Source organism: Hydrogenophaga sp. (genome assembly GCF_041633695.1).
GTDB lineage: Bacteria > Pseudomonadota > Gammaproteobacteria > Burkholderiales > Burkholderiaceae_C > Hydrogenophaga.
In genome coordinates this window covers 1-2,541 of record NZ_JBFJMY010000541.1, presented here as the reverse complement: position 1 = coordinate 2,541, position 2,541 = coordinate 1, and the positions used below count along the sequence as shown (strand labels likewise).

The following is a 2,541-nucleotide window of genomic DNA, read 5'->3' as shown; positions in this document are numbered from 1 at the left end:
GTCGATCACCTTGATGCCGGTTTCCAGCAATTCCTGCGACGGCGAGAGCTCGTCATAGGCCGGGGCCTTGCGGTGGATCGAAGCGGTCAGGGCCTGATCGACCGGGCCACGTTCGTCGATGGGCGCGCCCAGCACGTCCATGATGCGGCCCAGCGTGGCTTTGCCCACTGGCACCATGATCGGCTGGTTGGTGTTGGACACCATCATGCCGCGGCGCAGGCCGTCCGAAGAACCCAGCGCAATGGTACGCACCACGCCGTCACCCAGCTGTTGCTGAACTTCCAGCGTCAGGGCCGAGCCCTCCATTTTCAGTGCGTCGTAAATATGGGGCATGTGGCTGCGCGGAAATTCCACGTCGACCACTGCGCCAATACACTGAACAATCTTGCCTTGAACTTGAGCCATGATTGAAACCTTCTCTTTTCTCTAAATTCTGTTGATCGACAACTTCAAACCGCAGCGGCACCGGCCACGATCTCCGAAAGCTCTTTCGTGATCGCTGCCTGGCGGGTCTTGTTGTAGACCAGCTTGAGTTCGCCGATGACGCTGCCTGCGTTGTCGGTAGCGGCTTTCATCGCCACCATCCGCGCCGACTGCTCGGAAGCCATGTTTTCTGCCACGGCTTGGTACACCTGCGCTTCCACGAAACGCAGCAGCAACTCGTCAATGACGGCGGCCGCATCGGGTTCGTAGATGTAGTCCCAATCGCGCCCACCTGCGTTTTCCTGCAGGCCACCCGTCGTCAATGGCAGCAGCTGCTCGACCATGGACTCTTGCTTCATCGTGTTGATGAAGCGGGTGTAGCACAAGTAGACCGCGTTGATGCGCCCTTCCGAATAAGCATCCAGCAACACCTTGACGGGGCCGATCAGCTTCTCGAGATGGGGCGTATCGCCCAGACCCGTGGCGCTGGACACCACTTTGGCGCCGATGCGGTTCAGAAAACCCAGGCCCTTGTTGCCAATCGCCACGGCTTCGGCGCTCACGCCCTGGGCCTGCAGTTCCTTGAGCTTGGCGGTCACGGCCCGCAACACGTTGGTGTTCAGGCCGCCGCACAAACCTTTGTCGGTCGTGACCACGACAAAACCAGCGGTCTTGGCGTTGTTCACCTGCATGAACGCGTGGGTGTATTCCGGATTCGCCTTGCTCAGGTTGCCGGCGATCTGGCGCACTTTTTCCGCATAAGGCCGGGCTGCACGCATGCGGTCCTGCGCCTTGCGCATCTTGGAGGCGGCGACCATCTCCATGGCTTTGGTGATCTTCTTGGTGTTCTCCACCGACTTGATCTTGCCGCGTATTTCCTTACCTGCTGCCATTGGGGCTCCTTGTAAAGGTCAATGGGCCGGTTCAGTACGTGCCGGTTTTCTTGAAGTCGCCAATGGCGGCCGAGAGTTGGGCTTCTGCGTCCTTGTCCATGGCCTTGTCGGCTTCCATCTTTGCGAGCAAAGCGGCGTGCTTGTCTTTCAAATGGGCGTGCAGGCCCGACTCAAAGGCCAGCAGCTTCTTGACTTCCACATCGTCCATGAAGCCTTTGTTCACCGCAAACAGCGTCGAGGCCATCAGGCTGATGGACTGGGGGCTGTACTGCGCTTGTTTGAGCAGCTCGGTCACGCGGGCGCCACGGTCCAACTGCTTGCGGGTGGCTTCGTCCAGGTCGGAAGCAAACTGCGCGAACGCAGCCAGTTCGCGGTACTGGGCCAAGTCGGTACGGATACCGCCGGACAGGCTCTTGATCAGCTTGGTTTGCGCAGCACCACCGACGCGCGACACCGAGATACCGGCGTTGATGGCGGGGCGGATACCGGCGTTGAACAGGCTGGTTTCCAGGAAAATCTGGCCGTCGGTGATCGAGATCACGTTGGTCGGCACGAAAGCGGACACGTCACCGGCCTGCGTTTCGATGATGGGCAGTGCGGTCAGCGAACCGGTCTTGCCTTTGACGGCGCCTTTGGTGAAGGCTTCGACGTAGTCGGCGTTCACGCGGGCTGCGCGTTCGAGCAGACGGCTGTGGAGATAGAACACGTCGCCGGGATAGGCTTCGCGGCCTGGTGGGCGGCGCAGCAACAGCGACACTTGACGGTAGGCCACGGCCTGCTTGGACAGGTCGTCGTACACGATCAGGGCATCTTCACCGCGGTCGCGGAAGTATTCGCCCATGGTGCAGCCGGAGTAGGCCGACAGGTACTGCATGGCAGCGGATTCAGAGGCCGAAGCGGCCACGACGATGGTGTACTCCATCGCGCCGGCTTGCTCCAGGGCACGCACCACGTTCTTGATCGACGAGGCCTTTTGGCCAATCGCGACATAAACGCAGGTCATGTTCTGACCCTTCTGGTTGATGATGGCGTCGATCGCCACGGCGGTCTTGCCGGTCTGGCGGTCGCCAATGATCAGTTCGCGCTGGCCACGGCCCACGGGCACCATGGAGTCGATCGACTTCAGACCGGTCTGCACCGGCTGGTCCACCGATTTACGGGCGATCACGCCCGGTGCGACCTTTTCGATCACGTCGGTCATCTTGGCGTTGACCGGACCTTTGCC

Annotated in this window: 2 protein-coding genes and 1 pseudogene; all 3 read right to left on the bottom strand. The window is 60.7% G+C overall.

What is annotated here, in order from left to right:
• Positions 1-405: pseudogene (locus tag ABYB95_RS21380) on the bottom strand (F0F1 ATP synthase subunit beta); the annotation flags it as partial.
• Between the two features lie 44 nt (positions 406-449).
• A complete protein-coding gene (gene atpG, locus ABYB95_RS21375) occupies positions 450-1,316 on the bottom strand; it encodes a F0F1 ATP synthase subunit gamma (protein WP_372661675.1) in 867 nt (288 codons plus the stop codon).
• 31 nt (positions 1,317-1,347) lie between these two features.
• A partial coding sequence (atpA, locus tag ABYB95_RS21370; RefSeq protein ID WP_372661672.1) for a F0F1 ATP synthase subunit alpha occupies positions 1,348-2,541 on the bottom strand: 1,194 nt, incomplete at its 5' end.